This window comes from Pirellulaceae bacterium (assembly GCA_019636385.1).
GTDB lineage: Bacteria > Planctomycetota > Planctomycetia > Pirellulales > Pirellulaceae > Aureliella.
Genome location: JAHBXT010000003.1, coordinates 490,856 through 507,499, shown reverse-complemented (window position 1 = coordinate 507,499; position 16,644 = coordinate 490,856). Strand labels below are relative to the sequence as shown.

The 16,644-nt window shown below is 50.9% G+C and carries 14 protein-coding genes; 11 read left to right on the top strand and 3 right to left on the bottom strand.

The window, feature by feature from the left end; translation table 11 throughout:
• Positions 1 to 126 precede the first annotated feature (126 nt).
• The 3 genes from KF752_12735 to KF752_12725 all read right to left on the bottom strand — a co-directional run bounded on the left by KF752_12735 (position 127) and on the right by KF752_12725 (position 4,280).
• Positions 127 to 918, bottom strand: a complete 792-nt coding sequence (locus KF752_12735) for a GNAT family N-acetyltransferase (GenBank protein ID MBX3422411.1) — start codon at positions 916 to 918, stop codon at positions 127 to 129.
• 451 nt (positions 919 to 1,369) lie between these two features.
• Positions 1,370 to 2,503, bottom strand: a complete 1,134-nt coding sequence (locus tag KF752_12730; protein MBX3422410.1) for a GNAT family N-acetyltransferase — start codon at positions 2,501 to 2,503, stop codon at positions 1,370 to 1,372.
• A 166-nt stretch (positions 2,504 to 2,669) separates the two neighbouring features.
• Positions 2,670 to 4,280, bottom strand: coding sequence for a hypothetical protein (locus KF752_12725; GenBank protein MBX3422409.1), 1,611 nt, complete (start codon positions 4,278 to 4,280; stop codon positions 2,670 to 2,672).
• A gap of 508 nt (positions 4,281 to 4,788) precedes the next feature.
• Here KF752_12725 and KF752_12720 point away from each other — a divergent pair.
• From KF752_12720 to KF752_12670, 11 genes are all read left to right on the top strand, one after another.
• A complete protein-coding gene (locus tag KF752_12720; GenBank protein MBX3422408.1) occupies positions 4,789 to 6,147 on the top strand; it encodes an O-antigen ligase family protein in 1,359 nt (452 codons plus the stop codon).
• Entirely contained in the window at positions 6,144 to 7,337 is a 1,194-nt protein-coding gene (locus KF752_12715) for a glycosyltransferase (GenBank protein ID MBX3422407.1), read from the top strand. The genes KF752_12720 and KF752_12715 overlap by 4 nt, the downstream gene beginning before the upstream one ends.
• Before the next feature lie 134 nt (positions 7,338 to 7,471).
• Positions 7,472 to 8,197 (top strand): WecB/TagA/CpsF family glycosyltransferase, encoded by a 726-nt coding sequence (locus tag KF752_12710; protein MBX3422406.1) that lies wholly within the window; start codon positions 7,472 to 7,474, stop codon positions 8,195 to 8,197.
• Positions 8,198 to 8,247: 50 nt separating this feature from the next.
• A complete protein-coding gene (locus KF752_12705; protein MBX3422405.1) occupies positions 8,248 to 9,291 on the top strand; it encodes an NAD-dependent epimerase/dehydratase family protein in 1,044 nt (347 codons plus the stop codon).
• A gap of 47 nt (positions 9,292 to 9,338) precedes the next feature.
• Positions 9,339 to 10,355: a glycosyltransferase family 2 protein gene (locus KF752_12700; GenBank protein ID MBX3422404.1), complete on the top strand. Its 1,017-nt coding sequence runs from the start codon at positions 9,339 to 9,341 to the stop codon at positions 10,353 to 10,355.
• Positions 10,352 to 11,620, top strand: a complete 1,269-nt coding sequence (locus KF752_12695) for a methyltransferase domain-containing protein (protein MBX3422403.1) — start codon at positions 10,352 to 10,354, stop codon at positions 11,618 to 11,620. Before KF752_12700 ends, KF752_12695 begins: the two co-directional genes overlap by 4 nt.
• Positions 11,610 to 12,977: an oligosaccharide flippase family protein gene (locus tag KF752_12690; protein ID MBX3422402.1), complete on the top strand. Its 1,368-nt coding sequence runs from the start codon at positions 11,610 to 11,612 to the stop codon at positions 12,975 to 12,977. Before KF752_12695 ends, KF752_12690 begins: the two co-directional genes overlap by 11 nt.
• A gap of 1 nt (position 12,978) precedes the next feature.
• Positions 12,979 to 13,812 (top strand): hypothetical protein, encoded by an 834-nt coding sequence (locus tag KF752_12685; protein MBX3422401.1) that lies wholly within the window; start codon positions 12,979 to 12,981, stop codon positions 13,810 to 13,812.
• Positions 13,813 to 13,818: 6 nt separating this feature from the next.
• Entirely contained in the window at positions 13,819 to 14,472 is a 654-nt protein-coding gene (locus KF752_12680; protein MBX3422400.1) for a PIG-L family deacetylase, read from the top strand.
• A gap of 46 nt (positions 14,473 to 14,518) precedes the next feature.
• Positions 14,519 to 15,229, top strand: coding sequence for a methyltransferase domain-containing protein (locus KF752_12675; protein MBX3422399.1), 711 nt, complete (start codon positions 14,519 to 14,521; stop codon positions 15,227 to 15,229).
• 558 nt (positions 15,230 to 15,787) lie between these two features.
• On the top strand, positions 15,788 to 16,399 hold the full coding sequence (locus KF752_12670; GenBank protein MBX3422398.1) for a sugar transferase: 612 nt from the start codon (positions 15,788 to 15,790) through the stop codon (positions 16,397 to 16,399).
• Positions 16,400 to 16,644: the final 245 nt, after the last annotated feature.

The following is a 16,644-nucleotide window of genomic DNA, read 5'->3' as shown; positions in this document are numbered from 1 at the left end:
GAGGCATCGGTCAACGGCGGTCCAGAGGACCTGAGCGAGCCAACATTCAAGGATAATCAACCATGCTACCACCGACCGAAAATTGACAACCCATCATGGCAGCATGGCACATCAGGGGCCTGCACGTTAAGTGAGATTGCATTTAACCTCTGCTTTGTGACGCTGACGATCCCCTTGAACCGACTTGGGGCGCTTATAGACCCCCACAAGCCACTTTTTTGTGTGGAACAGTGTGCGTGCCATTCGTTGCCGCCATTGGTTTCGAAATATCGCTCCAATAGCCATTTGAGAGGTCGAATTTGCCAGTTTTACTTTTAGCGGATTCTCGCCACGTCCCAGGTTGATATGAGTGATTCCCCGCTCCGAGCTACATCGCAGTAATTCCAAATGCAACAATGCCCCAGGGGAATAAGAGGAAAACTCCGGATGGTGCGTGGGAATCCAGGCGTTCAAGACCTGCCCGCTGCGTTGACCGAGATGAACGGCAACCAATTGACTTCCGGCGTACAAGGCAGATAGCCATCCAGCAAAATTCGGCGTCTGCTCGCGAACCGTCTCTTTCAGCAAATCCCGAGCCCATGGTGAGTGAAACACATTTTTCCAGCCAGCCGCCAGAATTTGTTGTTGTTTCCACTCTATCAGAGCCTGCAAGACAGCGTGATTCTCCGTATGCAATTCAAAACGCAGACTGCCGACTTCTCGTGCTAACTTTCTTTTTTTTCTCTCCAATTGCTGACACCACTGGCGGTGTCTGCTTTGCAGCCTGCACAGATAAGAAGCATAGCCTTGATCTAGGCACACCCAGTAGCTTTGATCAAGGTAGAACCGCTCCACTTCGGTCCAGCCGTTTTCAACAGGGACATGATCAAAACGAAATCCAGAAAGCCCGCAAGCTGCCAATAATTGGCGAACATCCACAGGAGAAACGCCCGAAGCCAGGATTGCTTGGAAGTCTGAAAAATGCCCACTTATTGGCGATGCCAAGTTAGCATAGCGTTCATATACAAACCATCCTGTGGAACCCTGGCATTCAAACTCGGCCGCTTCGACAGGGCGACCGATCCGTTCGGCAATTCTACTCCATTCTATGGTCATTTGCGGATGACATCGCCACAACTGAGTATCCATCAGTTGCCGCCAATGTTCCGTTTGTCGCATAGTTAGCTGGCTTGGTCTAAAGATTCTGGCGCGCATAGTCATTCTTACTTTTGAACCTGCCCAGCGGTTGCAGCATCAGCGAAACCGTGTGCTGGATTAGCAATACGCACTGAGTCGCGAACCGAGTTCTTTACAAAGCAAGCCGCCCAGGTTGCATGCATAGATGCGAACCCAGATGTCTGTCCAGCAGTCGTGCGCAGGCTTACGCGTATCATGGCGCTACTCCTTTTTGCCGACCGCGCATGTTGCGAATCCATTTCAAAGGCATGCGGAAATACGAGTTCGATGAGGCGACTTCTCGCGCTCGAATCCATGCGGACAACAACATCTGGTCCAATTTCTTTTGGCAAACGATGCCTTCGCCCACAGTCAATGAACCATTGCTGAGACTTGCCTTATACCGCTCGTCGCCTTGGCCTAGATCGATGCGTTCAATTCCGTAGGCTGTCGCATCTTCAATCAGTTTATGCATGACGATCCGACCAGGTGAAAATGCAGCGTAGGTTGGATCATAGGCATGAAACCAACTAGCCATTACCCGATTATCGCGCAGCCCATAGTGAATCGCAATCGGCTGCCCGGCGACGCTCAACGCTGCCATGACCCCACCAAACCGCTCGCTGGCCTGTTCCAGCAAATGACGGAGCAGATCGCGAACCGCAGGAACTCCCAACACGTCCAACATTCCGGTTCGTCGATACTGAATGCGCTTCCAGCGTATCAATTCGTCCAGCAGCTTTGAATCAGCTTGATGCCAAACCCAACTGAGAGGGCCTCGTTCGCGCTCGAGCTTTCTGGATTTTCGCGCGTTCTCTGCAAATTGCCGACAGTTTCGAGCGAGAAGCGACTCGCGATAGCTGTCATATCCATCTTGTAAACTGATGAAGCTCGAACTCATGTTCCGTATGATGAACGGCGAGAATGCAGATTGTGTTTCCGGTACACAGTCAAATCGCCAATGATGCAGTCCCATAGCAGGCAATACATCACCCAGATTTAAGGGACGACTGGCATCAAAAATCAATCCTGTCAGTTCGGTCACTAGCGAAGCGACGGGGCGTCCAGAACGCCGCTGAACTTCAAACGGCCAAAACCCTACAATCGACTCTTGGTCGCGCAGCACGGCAATACGCACAGCTGGGTTGAAATGGGCAACAGCCCGGACAAAATCAGCTGCGAAGAACGGTGAGTCTAACCACTTGGTCGTAGTGCGTAACGATTCCCAGACTTGCCATTCATCGCAAGTCAACTCGGCGGGCGTCTTAACCCGAACCAAGCAGTCGCAAGCTACACTGGTGATTGCCGCTGAATCGGGAGAATCGTGCTTCAGAATTAGTTCAGACAATATTGCGGAGTTCCCAATTTCAATACAACTGGCTGTGCGCACAACTCCAACTGAATATCGATCGGCATTAGCAGAAGAGAAGTGGGGCGGGTTAGGCAGGTGCTACCGGTGATTTTGCTACTGAGAACGTCTCACGAGCGACTAGAGCCAGTGAATTACAGTGTCCTCATTTCACTTGAAACTCGGATTCTTGGCTATTTTCGGAGAGGGGCTCCAGTTCTTCAGTTTCAAAGGGTGCAAGAACGGAAGAGCGAGATTCGCGAGCCCTCTGGAAGTAGGGTTCGTCCAGTATTGGTTCTGTTTCGTCAATGTCAGCGGAGGCTTCTGCCATAGCGAACCAATGTTGCAGGTCAGGAATTATTAGGATGCCTATGCCGCCCATCATCGCCAGTGCGTAGAATGCCAGCAGCAGAACAAGACGCGGCAATCCGACCGGTTTCTCCATATAGTTGGCTGGTTGGACTACGTTTAAGTTAGAGATGTTCTGAGAACGTAATTCCTGGTCCAAACGTGCCTGCTCCAAACGATCCGTGTAATTGCGAAGGCTGCCTTCAGCCATTTCAACTTCCCTCTGAAGAGCAGAGATGCGAATTTCACCCTCATTCAGCAGAGCCATGTCGCTCTGCGTGGTTTGAATCTGACGTTTGAGTTCATCAATCCGGCTAACCAGGGATTGAGCCATTGACTTTTCAGTCAAATACAGCAATTCCAAATTCTGCTTCGACGGGTGAATCGAGGTGGTTATCTGCTCTCGTTGCTGACCTTGGGCCTGATAAACCGATTCTGCCTCAGCAACTAGTTTTCTGACCTGTACGACCGCTGGATGATCCTCAGTATATTTCGCCAGAAGTTCCCGTTCGCGAATTTCCAACTGATAAAGCTGCTCGCGCATTCGATCTGTAGCTTCGTTGGGCAGACCTGATACATTGGCTGCAGGGAGTCGGTCGGGAAGTACCGACATCTCTCCTTGCAAACTGGCGATTTTCGCTTGGGTGGCAACTAGATTCGTATTGGCTTCAATGAGTTGCTTGGAAATCAACGCATATTCATCTTGCAACTTAGCACGTGCCCCTTCGATACTAACTAATTGCAATTTATTCTTTTCGCTTCTTAGAGCTTGTTGTGCCGCCTTCAATCGCTGATCCAAAACTTCACGCTGTCCCATCAAAAACTCGTGAGTTCCTACTACACGATTGATCCGAGCGTGCTCCTCCTGGAAGATTTCTAGGATTCTGGCCAAGACTTTTTGTGCCATGGCGGGAGACCTGGTATCGTACTGCAGTACCAACACCGTAGACTTTTTGGGGATGGTCACGCTGAGATTCTTGATCAAGCGACGTGTCGCACGTTCACGAAGTGAGACATCACGACCGTCATTAAAACGGCGAAGGGAATCGATAGCGGAACCAATCATTTGCTTAAGCTGCGATTCCTGCTCGTTTTCCGAATTGGGCACGAAGCCAGACAGAATATTCTCCGGACCAAACTCATCGACGACCCGTTCAGCTATAGCGCGGCTGCGCAACACTTCCATCATCGACGTGACTTCTGTTTCCCGTGTTTCGTTGAGGGCAACCGTGGAAGTCGTGGTTACTGTCGGGTCCAGTGCCACGCTCTCTCGCCCGAGTTTCACGAAGACAGATGCTTCTGAGCGATATACATTATTCTGCAGCAGTACTACAGCAGTACCTAACCCGGCCAGTAAACAGAAGAGTGCAATGCTGAGTTTCCAGTTTCGTTTCGGACGTTCAGCAACATTTGAGGCTGCCAAGTTCACTGGACTGCGATCCTTCGGTTGGGTGTGGCTGTGTGCTGATTTTCGGTGTTGCATAGTTGACCCAAATGATATTAAGTGGTCAAACTTGGACTTCATCAGGCAGCCGTAAAGCCATTCCAAGCAGAGACGAGACGTACTTCCAGGCATACCTGGACAGGGTTCTGGACATTATGTTCCGGCGAAATCTGATTTACAAGGTCGCCTACAAGTCCATGTATGATTCCATGTCCAGGCGAGCGAACAGTCATCAGAATCGTCACAACCCGGACTTTGCCCAGTAGCAGTGCCGTTGCGTCAGCTGGCGAGCATCAATTTGCCATGGTATTGCAAGGCCGAAGTTTGCGGGGCCAATGCGTCCGTCTATAATTACGAACGTCGTCCAAATTGGCTCGACAGCTATCGTTAACACGACAATGACAGTCCGGTGAGGGCCGCATGCTGCGACGGAACAATGGCTGTTTGCATTGCCGACCACGACGTTTCTGGCACCTCAATTTGACGATTCTCCATGCCTTCTTCGCCCGTCCGTACTTCGCAGCTCTATGAACATCTAAAGCTGGCACTCGGCGTTTCTATCAGCCTGCTGTTGATCAGTGCGTTTCGCGCGCCGGATGGTATGGAAGGTCTGCAATCGATTGTTTCAAAAATCAAGATTCTGATCCGCTTCTCAGTGCTAGGTGGGCTTGGATTCCTGCTGCTGACCTACGTGACTCGCAACCGTTTGAAACCGCAACTGTTGTGGCATGTGCCATTCTTCGGATTTGCAGGCTGGGGCATGGTCTCAGTCTTGTGGTCCGCTCGGCCGGACGAATCATTCGGCCAAGTCATCAGTTTGCTGACGTTAATTCTTGTGTCGCTGGCAGTGTCGATTGTCTTGCGACGGGAACGTGATGTGTCCGATGCAATTCGATTCATCACGCTGAATTTGATGGCCTTGTGCCTGTTTCTGTTGGTGACTGGAATTCTGATTCCGTCCTCGCATCACATGACGCGTAACGGCATGGGATTAGGACACTCCACCAACTCGGGTTCTACAGCCTCGTTGGGGCTGGTGTTACTGTTGGGTTGTGGCGCACTTTGGAACTGGCGCTGGATTCGGTATCTGATGGTTCCCGGATGCCTGCTGTTTGTGTCCGTGGCACTCTTTTCAGCCAATCGCTTGTCGATGGCCATTACAGTCTGTATGGTTCCCAGCCTATGGCTTCTGTATGGCAGCCGCAGATCCCTTGGGATCGCCTTGGTTTTGGCGGCGGTGGTCGGGAGCGTTTTCCTAATATCTGACCCCAATTTTTCTAGCATCAGCGATACGCTACAAACCGTAAATCGTAACCAATCGGCTGATGAGATTAGCTCGTTTTCAGGCCGTCAGCAAATGTGGGCCGCGATGTGGACCTCGTTTTTGACGTCTCCGTGGATTGGTCATGGATATTTTTTGAGTTCCCAAACCGGCGAACTCGAAGTCTGGTACCTTTACGACGAATTGACGGGAGTCAACTGGACAGCCCACAATCTTTGGCTTCAGGCCATGGTCAGTACGGGAATGATTGGGCTGGCCTTATTTCTGCTGGCTATGCTTGCCCCAATCACCGCTTTATGCCTCAGAGCCTGTTTCAATCGGACTTGGCAGAGAATCGACAGCTGGTTCTTTATTCTGCTGTTCTGGTACTTGTTGTGGGGCATGCTGAACGAATCGTTTCTGGGGCCTGTTCAGCCTGAGTCAGTCGTCTTCTTTTTTGTGCACGGGACGCTGATTGCCAGGCTTTGCGGAAATCTAAAATTGGAATCGAAAACAGCTAGTGGACCAACTGAATTGAAAAGTCGCTCCTCAGCTTCGTGGACCAGGCAGGAGGTCCTGCCGTCATTATGAGAGTGTTAGTGTGTCACAACTACTATCAGCAACGCGGTGGCGAGGACCAAGTCTTCGAGGACGAGGCATGGATGCTACGCGAACGAGGACATGACGTCATACAATTTGAGATGAACAACCATGTGATCCATGGTATGAAGCGGACCGACATAATTCGCAAGACTTTTTGGAACGCGGAAGTCGAGAAGGAGTTGCAACAGAAGATTGGGCAGTTTCGACCCCATGTCGTGCACTGCATCAATTTCTTTCCGCTCATTTCACCAGCGGTATGCCAGGTAGCAGTTTCCATGGGTTGCGCGATGGTTCAGGTTTTACAAAACTATCGTTTGATTTGCCCTAATGCCCAGCTTCTGAGAAATCATCAGCCTTGCCAACTATGTATCGGCAAGCGATTTGCTTGGCCAGCCATAGTGCACGGATGTTACCGTGAAGATCGCATGGCGACCTCTGTCGTGGCCGGAATGTTGAGCTACCATCGGTGGCGTCGTACGTGGGATCGGTTTGTCGATCGATTCATAGTGCCCTCACATGTGACTTGCCAAAAGTACGTTGAGGCAGGCTTTCCCGCAGAGAAGATCGCAGTCAAACCCAATTTTCTCCGGCCTGATCCTGGCGCAGGCGATGGCGCGGGAGACTACGCCATTTTCGTCGGTCGATTGTCGGTTGAAAAAGGCTTACTAACACTACTGGATGCATGGAAGAAGGTTCCTGGCAATCGTCGCTTGGTGATCGTCGGCGATGGCCCCTTAGCTGATGCCGTGACCCGGGCTGCGGCCAGCGATTCACGAATCCAGTGGCAGGGCCGATTGCCTCTGGAGCAAGTCTGTCGCCAACTCGGCAGCGCTACGTTTTCGATCATGCCTTCCATCTGGCATGAGCCATTTGGTCGCACGGTGATTGAATCGTTTGCAGTGGGCACGCCCGTATTAGCTTCACGAATGGGAGCGATGTCTGAGTTGATACTGGAAAATGAAACCGGTCGCTTCTTTCGCCCTGGCGATGCGGACGATTTGGCCCTTAAGGCTGTGGAAATGTTCGCCGATTCGACATTATCAGAAACTGGCCGGCGACTAAGAGTGCGACAGGAATACCTAAACAAATACACGGCAGAAAAGAATTGCGTTCAACTGATTGCAATTTATAATGACGCGATTGAAGCGCATTTAATGCGCAAGCAGATTTCTTCCTGATACACAGCATGAATTCTCTTACTCCCATAGCCGTCGGATCACCGACGTCGACCAAGTTGCCTTCACAATCTGCCCACCAACTTCAACAACGTCAGGTTTTGTGGCCGACGAAGTTTCGGGTACTGAATGTTCAAGTGAGTGCTACCAACTACCTTGAACTAACCCAGACGATTCTACAAGCGGCTGCACTGCATCAGTCGGCGATTGTCAGTTGTCATGCCGTTCATGCAATTGTGACGGCCTCAGATGCTCCTGAGCTTTGCCACAAAGTGAACTCATTCGAGGCTGTTACCCCAGACGGCCAACCAGTTCGCTGGGCTTTGCGTTGGTTGCACGGCATAAAACTTAAGGATCGAGTTTACGGACCTGAATTGACCCTCCGAGTTTGTGAAGCGGCAGCCAAAGAAAAGGTAGGTGTCTACCTGTACGGTGGCACCCCTGACGTCCTCGAAAGACTGAATCGTGAATTGTTACGAAGATTTCCCGATCTTGTGCTGGCTGGCGAAGCTCCGCCATTTCGACCGTTAACGGCAGCGGAGGACCAAGCTGTCATAGAGCGCATTGCTGCCAGCGGTGCCGGAATCGTGTTGATTGGTTTAGGCTGTCCGAAGCAAGATGAATTTGCGTTTGCACATCGCCACCAGATCGACGCTGTTCAAATTTGCGTTGGTGCGGCCTTTAATTTTCACGCCGGGGTACAGCCCATGGCCCCCTCGTGGATGCAGCGGAATGGCTTGGAATGGTTGTTTCGATTGTATCAAGAGCCGCAACGACTTTGGCGGCGTTACCTGCACACGAACAGTAGATTTTTGTATCTCTTGTTGTTGCAAATGCTGCGAACGCGGGGAGCAGCTGATTAGGATAAGTCCATATAAATATTACTTCTGAATCGAATCGAGAATTCGCAGCCATGAATAATAAAGTCATCTTGGTAGCCGGTGGAGGCGGTTTTATTGGAGGCCACTTGGTAGCCAGTCTACGACAGCGGCCCCATGTCGAGGTCCGCTCTGTGGACATCAAACCACTGGAGGAGTGGTATCAGGTGTTTCCAGATGTGGAAAACATCGCGGCTGATTTGCGAAACAAGTCCGATTGTGAGCGAGCTTGCGCAGGCGTGTCAGACGTCTACAACCTTGCCGCTGACATGGGGGGCATGGGGTTTATTGAGAATAACAAAGCCTTGTGCATGTTGTCGGTGTTGATTAACACGCATTTGTTGCAGGCCGCTACTGCAGCCGGTGCCAAAAGATTCTTCTATGCCAGCTCTGCCTGTGTGTACAACGCCGACAAGCAGGTGCAATACGATTTAGCACCATTGAAAGAAGGAGATGCCTATCCCGCGATGCCGGAAGATGGCTATGGTTGGGAAAAGCTATTTTCAGAACGAATGTGCCGACATTTTCAAGAGGACTTTGGCATCCAGACTTGGGTTGCCCGATTTCATAATGTCTATGGAGCCCACGGAACCTGGGACGGTGGACGCGAGAAAGCTCCAGCTGCTATCTGCCGAAAAGTCATCGAAGCAGTCGCCAATGGTCGGCATGAAATCAAGATTTGGGGCGATGGCCGACAAACACGCAGTTTTACCTACATTGACGACTGCATTCACGGAATCGACCTACTCATGGGGAGCGATTTCCACGAGCCGCTCAATCTAGGCTCAAGCGAAATGGTTTCCATCAATCAACTAGTCGATATCGTCGAGGGGTTCTTTGGTATCCGACTGAAACGCCACTATCAGCTCGATGCCCCTAAAGGTGTCAATGGGCGCAACAGCGACAACACGCTGATCAAGTCGCTGTTTGACTGGGAGCCGAGTACCAGCTTGGTACATGGTATGCGGCGAACATGTGCTTGGATTCGAGATGAATATATCGCTCGCTTAATGAAATCCGGAAGTGCTGCACAGGAAATCGACCGATTGCGTCAGGCGGACTTAATCGCTGCCAGCTAGTGAAGTGGTAGTGCAACCGGCGTCGCCAAACAAGTCGATTGTTGAACATGTCCCCCAGAAGACCAAAAATCAGTTTGGGAATGCCCATCTACAACGGCGCCGCGTTCTTGCGCGAAACGCTGGAGTCGCTGCTGGGACAGACCTATGGCGATTTCGAACTAATCATTTCAGATAATGCCTCGACCGATGAAACCGGCGAGATCTGCCAAGAATATGCCAATGGCGATGATCGAATCCGCTATCAACGCCTGGAGGCCAACCTGGGAGCAGTTGCCAATTTTAATCGCCTGATCGGTTTGGCTGGTGGCCAATATTATAAGTGGGTTGCGGCGGACGATATGTGCCAGCCAACTTTCCTGGAAGCTGCTCTGGAATTGATCGAATCAGACCCAGATTCCGCCTGGGTGCATTCGGCGTTCGGAAAAATCGACCAGTATGGCACGATTTTGGATGCAGGGGATGATGCGGCCGATGGGTTAGCTCACTCGCGGCAAGCCGGACATCCGCGAATTCACCATGATTCTCAGGCCCGGCACCAGCGATTTCAGGGAGTGTTGCTAGGCACATCGTGGTGCTTTGATGTCTTTGGCTTAATTCGCAAAGCGGTCTTGGACAAAGCGCTTCCGATGCCGGGCTGCTATGGTGCCGAAAAGGTACTATTGGGCGAATTGGCCCTCTGGGGCAAATATCGCCAAGTTCCGGAAACCTTGTGTTACCAACGGGTGCATTCGAAAGCGGCCGGCGAGATGGCCACTCGGGAACAGCAGGAGGCTTATATAGCACCCCAGCGCAAGAAGAAACACTTCGCTGGAACTCGATTGGCGTTGTTGAAAGGACACTTGAGATCGGTGCAAAACGTACCTATGAGTGGCCTCGAGCGCTGCTTGTGCTGGTCCGTCATCGGTAGGTACATGGGACAAGTATCGAAATGGCCACAGCTTGTACGTTCGGAACTTTATCACGAACCGATTCGGGGTACTTCTCACATTCCAGCCGCAGCAGGCAAACAGCCTAAGAAATTCCATTCGCTGCCGCACAATCAACCAGAACTGCGGCAACCATGAACTTGACTAGCTCCAGCTCCCTTACGCAGGCTCCGGCAGCTCAAATCGTAGCCTGCAATGCCTGCGGTTCTTCGGACACGACGCCGTTTTTCGACCTGCCTGAATTGCCCGTGCATGTCGGCAATTTTTATGATGATGCTGCTTCAGCTAAACGGACCCCGCGCGGAAGCATTGAACTGGCTTATTGCCAGGGGTGCGGTCACGTCTTCAATCAAGCCTTCCGTTCAGACTTAGTCGATTATCAGCCGGGCTATGAGGTTGCACTGCATCATTCGCCGGGTTTCCGAAACTTCATGCAGTCCGTCGCTGAGCGGCTCCGCGACAAGTATCAATTGAGCGGGAAGACGATCGTCGAAATTGGTGCCGGTAGCGCCTGGTTTCTGGAACTGTTGTGTCAGTTGGGCGGAAACAAAGGGATTGGCATTGATCCAACCATCGGCCGGCCTGGTTGCTATGAACAAAACGGTGTCCAGTTGGAATTAATCCAGGCTCGGTTCGACCGACGACTCCATTCGAGATTCGAAGAGTGGCTGCCAGATTTTGTTTGTTGCTTGTCGGTGCTTGAACATATTGCCCAACCACAAGTGCTGGTTCAAGATTTACGAAGTATGGTTGGTTCGCGTAACATAGGCATTTATTTTGAGATTTTCAACGCGTTTAGGGCCTTTCAACGTCAGGAGATCTGGAGTATCCACTACGAGCAATGCAGTTACTTCTCGGAAAGCTCCTTCCGCCGGTTATTCACGTCTTCAGGGTTTCAGGTGCTTGAGGGTGGGGGGTGCTATGGTGAAGATCAATACTTGTACCTTGATTGCCTACCCGCTTCGGTTGCTGCGCCAGTATACGGTCAGAGCAACCTTCGACCAACGGTCATAAGCGATTATCAAGACTCAGGCGTCATCAACAATCTGCCACCAGAGATATCCCAGTTCGCCTGTTATTTTCGGCAGCGTTGTGAAATTTGGAGCGAGCGATTTCAGGACTACCGCCGACAAGGTAAGGCCGTTGTGTTTTGGGGTACAGGCGGCAAAGGAGTGACTTTCTTGAATTGTTGCCCATGCGCGTCAGCCATTGAAGTCGTGGCAGAGATCAATCCCGCCAAACAAGGCAAGTTTGTTCCCGGCAGCGCCCAAAAAATTGTAGCGCCAGAGGACTTAATAGACTATCAGCCCGATGTGATCATCGTCTCCAATGCACTCTATGAACAAGAGATACGCGATCAGGCATCTGCGCTGGGATTAAGGAGCGAGATTCATGTCGCCTGATTCCAGTTTCGCTGATACTGCTGCGCCCAATTCGAATACTGGGCTGCAACGCCTAGTTGCCCAGGGCCATCAGATATTCGACCGCTTGTGGTACTCGCCGGCCAGTTGGGCTCTCTTGGATCAGATGATTGTCAGCGGCTTGAGGTTTGCGACAACGATGATGATCGGGCGGTTTTGCGGCCCGGAGGAATTGGGCATCTATGTCTTGGCCTTCTCAGCCATCCTGTTTGTTTCCTTATCCCATGAATCTTTAATTGCCAAGCCCTATCAAGTCTTTTGCCAATCCATGAAAGCAACTCGCCAGCGGGTTTACACCGGCAGCGCGTTAATTCAGCTAATCTTGTTGGCAGTGCTGGTTATCACCGTGGCTTTGCTGTCGGTGATGACTATGTGGCTCAATTCGCTGAGCCCCAAATTATGCTGGGTCGTTCTGACACTGGCAGCCACCATGCCAGGCATTTTGCTGTGGGAGTTTGTTCGTCGCCAAGCCTTTGCGATGATGGATATGCGTTCAGTGGCAATCCTTGATAGCTGTCTGGCGTTTTTGCAACTGTCCTCATTGGTCATCATGGGATTGCTGGGGCACTTGACCCTCGTGCGGGCGTTAATCCTGATTGCCATCTGCTCGTCGGTGGTTGGTATGACACGTTTGTGGCAGCTACGTTCTCGGTATCGGGTACTACGACGCCGATTGGGATCAGACTTAGTCAAGAACTGGCGGTTCGGACGCTGGTTTTTTGCAGGACAAATCGTCGGACTGGTGCAGTCCTATGCAGTACCTTGGATTCTAACGTTCTACTATGGTGCCGAGAAAACGGGGATTCTGATGGCGTGCCAGACGCTGGTGTTACTTTCCAATCCACTCTTGATAGGACTGGCAAACTGGCTGGGACCGGCTTCGGTGCGCACCTATGTGACTGCCGGTGTCCAAGGAATGAACCGATTGCTGCTGAAAGTCTCTCTACTATCTAATGGCTGCATGATTTTCTTCGCACTGATGCTCTACCTGCTAGGTGAGTGGGTGCTGGTGTTAACGTTTGGTCCTGACTACAAAGGCCACGGGCACTTGGTAGCCATTACCGGCGTCACGGCCTTGGGGTTCAGTATGACAGTTTCTGGAAGTAGCGGTCTCTCCGCAATCCTGTACCCACGAGTCATTTTACTGGGCACACTCACGGGCTCGTTGGTCTCCGTCTTAACACTGCCATTGATGGTACAGCAGTGGGAATTGACGGGTGCTGCCTGGTCCTTGGCGGCTGGCAGCTTAACCTCAGGCAGCATTCATTTGTTTGGTTACTGGCTGTTTTCCAAGGCAAATCATTTGCAGCAGGATGCACCAGCTACGGAGGTGCCTTGACATGAAGGTAGTACTGTTTTGTGGCGGATTTGGCATGAGACTCAGAGAGTACTCCGAGGCCATTCCCAAGCCATTGGTGGGAGTGGGTCATCGACCCATTCTCTGGCATATTATGAAATACTATGCACATTTTGGTCACCATGATTTTATTCTGTGCTTAGGTTGGAAGAGTGAAGCCATCAAAGATTATTTCTTAAACTACAACGAGTGTCTGGCCAATGATTTTGTATTGTCGAAGGGTGGCAGTTCGGTCGTGTTGCTTAACAGCGATATCCAAAATTGGAATATTACTTTTGTAGATACCGGTATGCGAGCCAATATTGGCGAACGTCTCAAGGCTGTGCAATCGCATTTGGCAGGCGAAAAGACCTTTCTGGCCAACTACGCAGATGGTCTCAGCGATCTAGATCTAAACGCTCTGATTGACTTCCATCAGCGGAATGAAGCCATCGCGTCTTTCATGACCGTGCGACCAACCCAAACCTTTCATTGCGTGAGTTCGCAAGAAGATGGTCTGGTGACTCGCATCGAAGCGATCTCGGACACCAACACACGAATCAACGCAGGTTTCTTTGTGTTAGACCAAGAGATTTTTTCGTATATGCGCCCAGGCGAGGAGTTGATCCTTGATCCGTTTGACCGGCTGATTGCCAAAGGAAAACTGTTCACGATGCCACATGAAGGTTTCTTTGGCTGCATGGATACCTTCAAGGAGAAGCAAATGCTGGATGACATGCATGCCGCCGGCAACACGCCATGGGAATTGTGGCGTGCCAATGGTGCCCTTCATCGTGCAGACCCGTGTGAAACGAACAGCCAACAGATGCCGCACTAGTCCACTATGCATTCACTAACTCTATCGAATATTAAGCATGTTTTATGCCTGGGCGCCCATCCCGATGATATCGAAATCGGTTGTGGCGGATTACTATTGAATCTGTTAGCTGCGAATCCCAAGATACAAATGGATTGGGTAGTGATGTCCGCTAACGAAACGCGGAAACGAGAGGCCGAAGCAAGTTTTGCGACCTGGTGCCAGAATCGAACGCAATGTAGGCTAATTTGTCAGACATTTTCAGATTCTTTTTTTCCTTGCGAGAGTCGAGAGCTTAAGCAAGCGCTGCACCGTTTAGCCAGTGAATTGCGCCCAGACCTGATTTTGACGACGCGTCGTGCAGATTTGCATCAAGATCATAGACTGCTGGCAGAACTAACCTGGAATGCATTTCGAGATCACCTAATTTGGGAATACGAAATTCCTAAGTATGATGGAGACTTGGGGAGACCCAACCTATTTTTTCCGCTAACAGAGGATGTGGCTCGGATTAAAATTAAGCGATTGATGACGCACTTCGAGTCGCAACACGCCAAAAGTTGGTATCGACCGGAAACGTTTGAATCGCTGATGCGCATTCGTGCCATCGAATGCAATGCTGCGTCAGGATTTGCTGAGGCGTTTGAGGCTGCTAAGGTTAGCCTGACGGTAGCTAGTTGAATTGAAAGTCCCTTCAAACGCAAACAGTTGAACAAGGTATTGCAAGATGAGCCTAAAATTCACCATCGAGAAATTACGACAACAACCTTCGCGGATGACCAAGCGAATTCGCGAGCAAGGTCTCGGAACGTTTGTGCATTGGAGTCTGTATCAACTAAAATTCCGACGGCGTGAACGCAAGCTAGGGATTGATACGTTGGAGCATGCGTATGGGATCAATGTCTGGGGCAAGAACGGTGGGCAATACTACGACCCCATTGATTACAACTGCCTAGATTTGATTTTGGATTACATGGATCCCAATCCAGCCAAGGATGTCTTTATTGATTACGGATGTGGTTTGGGTCGTCCCATCATAGCTGCGGCTCATCGCCCATTCAAACGCGTGATCGGGGTCGAGAATAATGAAGTGTGTCTTGATCTATGTCGCAAGCATGTGGCCAGCGCCCAGCGCAAAGGAAAATTTCGCTGTCCGGTAGAGATCGTCGAGACCAATGCGGAAGACTATGAATTGCCTAATGATGTGACCAAAATTTTGATGTACAATCCGTTCGTCGAACAAAAAATGATGGATCAAGTCTTAGCGCGGATCGAGCGCTCGCTGCAACAGCACCCCCGCGAAATTGATCTGGTCTATGCACCGCTTCACAAATACTCTCATTTCCTTGACAATTGTCAATTCTTGGAACACGTCAAGGACTTACCAACCGTATTTTGGGACCACGTCAGCATTAAGGCATACAAAAACAAACTGTGAAGTTGTGTGGATTGTTGACGGCTGAGCCATCCAAGAGCAATACACCATTGAGTTTTCTGCGAATTGAAGATGACTACGAAGCGAGTAGATTTTCGCGAATCAGCGGCGATTTCTGCGGATTCTGGCGAAACGGGACTCAGTGCTAAGGAGTCGGCCGGCGGAGTTCGGCTGACAACAAAGCCCGCTAAGCTGCTACCAGCAGACGCGATGAGGGCGGAATTGGAATACTGTCGAATTCGTGCCGATGAACATGAGACACCGTTTTCAATGCTTGTTTGCACATTTCCAAAAGCGGAAGGGATTGAGGCATTTTGGGAAGTGTTGTCTGAAGTTCTAGCGAAGTTTGAAGTGCGCGGACCGGTGGGATTGTTGAACCCAAATCAAATAGGCATTGCCATCGACCGCCCAAATTGGAAAAGCATCGATGATTTGCTTGAAGTAGTCGAGCTTGGCATCGGTTCTGGTAAATGCAGATTTGATTTGTATACCTATCCGATTCCGCTTGTGCTCGACAATCCATCAGGACATCTGCATTCAGATCGTCTTGGTCATAAGTCCATGCAGCCTGTGTTTTCGATACCACTTCCTTGGCAGAAGCGGGCTGTTGATGTGATTGCTGCGTCCATCGGCTTGTTGCTACTGTCACCAGTGTTCTTGATTGTGGCGATCTTAGTGCGCTGTACTTCTTCAGGGCCAGTCTTCTTTTGCCAGTTGCGGTCAGGCCTTGGTGGCGTTCCCTTTGTGATCTTCAAGTTTCGCAGTATGGTAAATCAGGCTGAATTGCAGCAATTCGATCTTATGAGTCTCAATGAGCAGGACGGACCCGCTTTCAAGATAAGCAGCGATCCGCGGGCTACGCGGTTTGGTCGGTTTTTGCGAAAATCATCTCTCGACGAACTGCCACAACTTCTGAATGTGTTGCGGGGCGAGATGTCATTGGTCGGCCCGCGTCCACTGCCGTGCAATGAAAGCGATGCTTGTCAATGGTGGCAACGTCGTCGCCTGGATGTGACTCCCGGTATCACCTGCACGTGGCAGGCCCGTGGTCGAGAATTAGTATCCTTCGATCAGTGGATGCGCATGGACTTGGAATATGTGCAAAATAGGTCTCTGCAAACGGATTTGCGGATCATCCTCAAAACCTTGAAGTTTGTTTTGCTGCGTCGGTAATGAGAGGCAATGGCGTACTCTAGAAAACGCACTGTTCGGGAATCGCCAGCGTTACATAGCTGGTGCTGAAGTCGTGCCTGGTCCACACCTGCTGGCGCAGCCAAAATGGACTTTCCATCATCCGCCTCAGGGTTGCCCCCAACGCTATCACCGGAGCGCTGGTCGAATGGATGTTGCCAGAATGGCTATGGCGAGATACTCTGTGAGCTACGGTGTGGCGGTGCTCTGGCTTGTATCCCGCCGGT

Excerpts from the sequence above, each read along its gene's own strand:
- KF752_12680 (MBX3422400.1), top strand. The coding sequence starts at position 13,819 with ATGCATTCACTAACTCTATCGAATATTAAGCATGTTTTATGCCTGGGC.
- KF752_12695 (MBX3422403.1), top strand. The coding sequence starts at position 10,352 with ATGAACTTGACTAGCTCCAGCTCCCTTACGCAGGCTCCGGCAGCTCAA.
- KF752_12675 (MBX3422399.1), top strand. The coding sequence starts at position 14,519 with ATGAGCCTAAAATTCACCATCGAGAAATTACGACAACAACCTTCGCGG.
- KF752_12715 (MBX3422407.1), top strand. The coding sequence starts at position 6,144 with ATGAGAGTGTTAGTGTGTCACAACTACTATCAGCAACGCGGTGGCGAG.
- KF752_12720 (MBX3422408.1), top strand. The coding sequence starts at position 4,789 with ATGCCTTCTTCGCCCGTCCGTACTTCGCAGCTCTATGAACATCTAAAG.
- KF752_12705 (MBX3422405.1), top strand. The coding sequence starts at position 8,248 with ATGAATAATAAAGTCATCTTGGTAGCCGGTGGAGGCGGTTTTATTGGA.
- KF752_12700 (MBX3422404.1), top strand. The coding sequence starts at position 9,339 with ATGTCCCCCAGAAGACCAAAAATCAGTTTGGGAATGCCCATCTACAAC.
- KF752_12685 (MBX3422401.1), top strand. The coding sequence starts at position 12,979 with ATGAAGGTAGTACTGTTTTGTGGCGGATTTGGCATGAGACTCAGAGAG.
- KF752_12670 (MBX3422398.1), top strand. The coding sequence starts at position 15,788 with ATGCAGCCTGTGTTTTCGATACCACTTCCTTGGCAGAAGCGGGCTGTT.
- KF752_12690 (MBX3422402.1), top strand. The coding sequence starts at position 11,610 with ATGTCGCCTGATTCCAGTTTCGCTGATACTGCTGCGCCCAATTCGAAT.